The sequence below is a fragment of the Methylomagnum sp. genome, assembly GCF_054333355.1.
Genome location: NZ_JBTEKS010000312.1, coordinates 1 through 5,245, shown reverse-complemented (window position 1 = coordinate 5,245; position 5,245 = coordinate 1). Strand labels below are relative to the sequence as shown.

General features: G+C 63.4%; 3 protein-coding genes. 2 read left to right on the top strand and 1 reads right to left on the bottom strand.

What is annotated here, in order from left to right:
• Positions 1-421: 421 nt before the first annotated feature.
• On the top strand, positions 422-2,713 hold the full coding sequence (locus ACXWUF_RS18010; protein ID WP_458495988.1) for a DUF1800 domain-containing protein: 2,292 nt from the start codon (positions 422-424) through the stop codon (positions 2,711-2,713).
• Between the two features lie 179 nt (positions 2,714-2,892).
• Positions 2,893-4,260, top strand: coding sequence for a DUF1501 domain-containing protein (locus tag ACXWUF_RS18005; RefSeq protein ID WP_458495987.1), 1,368 nt, complete (start codon positions 2,893-2,895; stop codon positions 4,258-4,260).
• 243 nt (positions 4,261-4,503) lie between these two features.
• On the opposite strand, the gene ACXWUF_RS18000 is transcribed toward ACXWUF_RS18005, so the two are convergent.
• A partial coding sequence (locus ACXWUF_RS18000) for a phosphoenolpyruvate carboxykinase domain-containing protein (RefSeq protein WP_458495986.1) occupies positions 4,504-5,245 on the bottom strand: 742 nt, incomplete at its 5' end.

Sequence of the window (5,245 nt, the reverse complement as noted above, 5' to 3'; positions counted from 1 at the left end):
TATCCCATGCCCGACCTACAGGCTTCGATCGACACTTCAAGCCAAGCGCGGCGAGTAACGGGGCGGCGACAACGCCGCTCCCGAGGAGCCGAACACCTCTGCTCGTTCCTTCGCCGGGGGCGTCATTGCCGTCAAGTCAAGACCTGCGGGATGAATGAAGCCCCATAAAGAAAACGCTGAAAAATCTCCGTATAACAAATTTCCCATTAACACAACCCATCCCACGGACCCGGCAACAATTACCCATAAACACCGCAATCATTTCCCTACCCACCCGATAAATACTTTTACAAACGGGTTTCCCCACCGCCATATACCCCGGCGATAACTACCCCCAATCGTGGGTAATATTCCCGATCAATCCAGCCTCGATTCCCCTAACATTGTGTCGCGCCCGACAACACTTCCCGAGGCTATCTCCATGAACGAACAACCACATACCACTTTGAATACCCCCAAAGACCCTGTCCGCCGCTTGGGCCGGGGATTTGGCTCCGCCCTGCTCGTGCTGGGTTCGCTGACCGCCGCCGACGCCGCCCTGGCCGCCGCCACCGGCAAGCTCACCAGCCTGACCATCGCCAACCTCAGCCCGGCCTTCGACCCGAACATCAAGAACTACACCGTGCCCAAAGTGGCCGGTAACTGCGGCCTGCCGATCACCGCCGTGGCGGAGGGGCTGGACCAGAACACCCAGTTCTACATCGCCAACACCCCGGCCCAGAACGGCAACACGATCAACGCCTATATCTGCAACGCCAGCAGCAAGGCCGAGATCGTCATCTACCAGAGCTGGTCGGAGAAGGGCCGCTACACCATCACCGCCGTCGATCAACCGGCGCCGCCTCCCCCGCCGCCCATCAGTGGCAAGCTCACCGGCCTGACGGTCGCCAACTTCAGCCTGACCCCGGCCTTCGACCCGAGCGTCAAGGACTACACCGTCCCGATGCCCGCCAATTGTGCGCTGTCCGTGACCGCCACGGCGGAGAACAGCGACCATGCCAATTTCAAGATGTACGTCGGCAACAACCAGACCGCCAGCGGCATGCCAACCAGCGCTTGGGTCTGCGACGGCCATACCAAGGTCGATGTCGTGATTTACAACGTGTGGAACGAGGTCGGCCATTACACCATCACCCCGGTGGGCGATCCCGTAGTCACGCCGAATCCGAATCCGACGCCCGGCGATCCGAATCCCTCGATTCCGCCCTCGGAAGCCACCCCGACCCCGGAAGCCGCGCCCACTCCGCCAGCCCTGCCCGGCTCGTATTCGCCAGTGAACAAGCTGAGCGCCGTGCGCTTCCTGGAACAAGCCACCTTCGGCCCCGTCCCGGCGGACATCGCGGCGGTGCAGCAGGTCGGCTTCGATTACTGGATGGCCCAGCAGGCCAACCTGCCGGCCAGCACGGTGCCCGATGGTCACGATATCGGCCCGCTCATCAGCCAGCAGTTCATGAATATGTACGGCGGCACCGACCAGTTGCGGCAGCGGGTGATCTTCGCGCTGAGCCAGATTGTGGTGATCTCTTCAAATAAGAACATCTACGGCGAGGAACTGGCGCCCTACGTGCGGCTGCTGTCCAAGCACGCCTTCGGCAACTACCGCTCGCTGCTGCGGGACATCACCCTCAGCCCGGCCATGGGTAAATATCTCGACCTCGCCAACAGCGTGAAGGCCACCGCCAGCACCTCGCCCAACGAGAACTACGCCCGCGAGTTGATGCAGCTCTTCACCATCGGCCTGAAGCAATTGAACCAGGACGGCAGCGTGAAGCTGGACGGCCAAGGCCAGCCCATTCCGACCTATGACCAGAATACCCTGCGCGAGGTGTCCCGCGCCCTGACCGGCTGGACCTATCCCACCGCGCCAGGCGCCACCCCCGGCTCCACCAATAATGAATACTTCGTCGGCCTGATGGAGCCGCGCCCCGGCAATCACGACACGGGCGTGAAGAACATCATCAACGGCGTGGTCATCCCGGCGGGCCAGACCGTCACCCAGGACATGGACGCGGTGATTGACGCGGTCTTCAATCACCCCAACACGGCCCCCTTCGTCGCCATGCGCCTGATTCGCTCGTTGACGGACGGCAACCCCAGCGCTGGCTATATCCAGCGCGTCGCCAACGTGTTCGACAACAACGGCCAGGGCGTGCGCGGCGACCTCTACGCGGTGTTGAAGGCCGTCCTCACCGACAGCGAGGCCACCAATCCGCCCAACGCGCAGCACGGCCACTTGAAGGACACCCTCCTGCACGTCACCAGCCTGGGCCGCGCCCTGGGTGCGCAGGTGAACGACCCCAACATGTTCATGTACATCTTCCGCAACCTGGGCCAGCAAGTGCTGTCGCCGACCACGGTGTTCAGCTTCTATTCGCCCATGGCGGGACTGCCGGGCCATCCGGGGATGTTCGGGCCGGAGTTCCAAATCTACACGCCGGGCCTCGCCATCCAACGCGCCAACTTCATCCATGACATCCTGTACAACCAGATGGGTGCATCGTTCAGCGTCAACTTGGGTCAGTTCGTCGCCTTGGGCAACGATCCCGCCGCCCTGGTGGAGAAGGTCAACCAAGTGCTGCTGCAAGGCCGGATGTCCAACGAGCTGCGCCAGATCATCCTGACCGCCACCCAGGCCGGGTATGACGCCAACCAGCGGGCCTTCGGCGCGGTCTACCTCGCGGCGATTTCCAGCGAATTCGCGGTGCAACGCTAGGGTTAATAACCCCCCAACCCCCCTTATCCGGGGGGCTTTCTCCCTCCACGCCTCTCTCCTCCCCTGATAAGGGGGGCCGGGAGGGGTTGGGAAGGCTGGGGAGGGGTTTAAACGGACATGACGAGACGCCCGCCCTTCCCTCCCGGCAATCACGAAACCAGATTTATAAGAGAACAGCCATGAAAAACGAACACTCCCCCAACCGCCGCGACTTCCTGAAACTGAGCGCCGGCCTCGCTTCCCTCGGCGTCATGAGCATGGGTCTGGGGCTGAGCGCGGCCTTCCCCCGCAGCGCCCGCGCCGCCACGGCGGGCGACTACAAAGCCCTGGTCTGCATCTACCTGTTCGGCGGCAACGACGGCAACAACCTGATCGTGCCCCGCGACGCCGCCCGCTACGCCAAATACACCAATATCCGGGGCAATCTGGCCCTATCCGACAGCGAGTTGCTGCCCGCCATCACCGACGGGGTCGGCAATCCTTACTCGCTGCATTACGGCCTGCCGGAACTGAACACGCTGTTCGGCCAAGGCAAGCTGGCGGTGGTGCTGAACACCGGCATGTTGGAACAGCCCCTGACCCGCGCCGAGCATCTGGCGGGCTTGAAGACGCCCTCCAATTTGTACTCGCACTCCGACCAGACGGTGCAAGCACAGACCGGCCAGCCCAATGCGCTGGGCACCGGCTGGGGCGGGCGCTTGCTGGATAAATTCGGCGTCGCGTCGGACAGTCTGGCGGCGGTGTCGGTGTCCTCCCCGGCCCTGCTGCTGCAAGGCGACAGCGTGCAGGGCAACGTGGTGACGCCCGGCTCCAACCTGAGCCTGTCCGGCATGAGCCTGTGGCCCGCCTCCGCTGGCACCGCCCGGCGGCAGGCGGTCAATCAGATGCTCGGCCTGGATGCGGGCAGCCCGGTACGGCAAGCCGCCAACCAAGCCATGGCCGACGGTCTGGCCCTGTCCGACGCGCTGAAATCCAACGCCAACCTGACGCCGCTGACCACCCAGTTCCCCGGCACCGGCATCGGCCTGCAACTCAAGGAAATCCTCCGCATGATCCGGCTGCGGGCGCAGCAGGGTCCGGGCCGACAGGTGTTCTTCTGCTCCATGGACGGCTTCGACACCCACGGCGGGCAGGATTGGCAGCATTGGGATTTGTTGAAGGATTTGTCGCAAGCCCTGTCGGCCTTCTACCAAGCCGCTGTCGAGGTGGGCCTTGAGAACAACATCACCAGCTTCACCCAGTCGGAATTTGGCCGCACCCTGCAATCCAACGGCAGCGGCAGCGACCACGCCTGGGGCAATCATCAAATCGTGCTGGGCGGGACGGTGAAGGGCGGCATCTACGGCCAATTGCCCGACCACACCCTGAACGGCCCGGACGACGCGAATGGCCGGGGCGTGTGGATTCCGAAAATCGCCACCGCCCAATTCGGTGCGACGCTGGGCCGCTGGTTCGGCGCGTCAGATGGGGAACTGGCGGCGGTGTTCCCGAATTTGGGTTTGAACCTAGACGTCTTCCCGAGCAGCGACGTGGGGTTCATGTGGTGAGGAAAGCCGGTTAAACAAAACGAAAAAGCCCCGCGCCGACGCCTCATGGCTTCGGGCGGGGCTTACGAATGCCGTGGGAGCGGGCTTTAGCCCGCGACCATGCCGCGCCAGAGCGTGGGCTAAAGCCCACTCCCACTTCTCCACCTGAGAAGGCAGGGCCGTAGGATGGCGTCTCCACCCAGCCTATGGATCGAAGCATTCCACGCCGAGGCGCGGAACCTGATGGTTCAAACTGGGCGCGGTTTAATCCACCAAACTCAATTCCAGCACTTCCCGATGGTGCAGGAACTCCAGCGGCAAGCGCTCCTTGAGCTTGTCGAACATTTCCCCATGCAGCTTCACCTCTTCCCGCCAAGCCTCCGTGTCGATGCGGGTCAGTTGCTCGAACTTCTCGGGCGTGACGGACGATAAGCCGGTCCAGTCAATATCTTCGTAACGGGGCATCCAGCCCAGCGCGGTTTCGTTGGCGCCGGAACGGCTCTGGATGCGGTCGGCGATCCAACGGACCACCCGCATGTTCTCGCCGAAGCCCGGCCAAATGAACCGCCCCTCGGCGTCCAGCCGGAACCAGTTGACGCAGAAGATGGGCGGCGGATTCTCGATGGTGTGGCCGATGGCCAGCCAGTGATTGAAGTAATCGCCCATGTGATAGCCGCAGAACGGCAGCATGGCGAAGGGGTCGCGGCGCACCTGGCCCAGCACTTGTCCGGCGGCAGCGGCGGTGGTTTCCGAACCCAGGGTCGCGGCCATGTACACGCCGAAATTCCAGTTGAACGCCTGGAACACCAAGGGCACGCCATTGGCGCGGCGTCCGCCGAAGATGAAGCCTGAAATCGGCACGCCGTTGGGATTCTCCCATTCCGGGTCCAGCGACGGGCATTGGCTCAACGGCGCGGTGAAGCGGGCGTTGGGATGGGCGGCCTTGCGGCCCGTCTGGTGGGCGATGTCCGGCGTCCAGTCGTGGCCTTTCCAGTCGATGAGATGC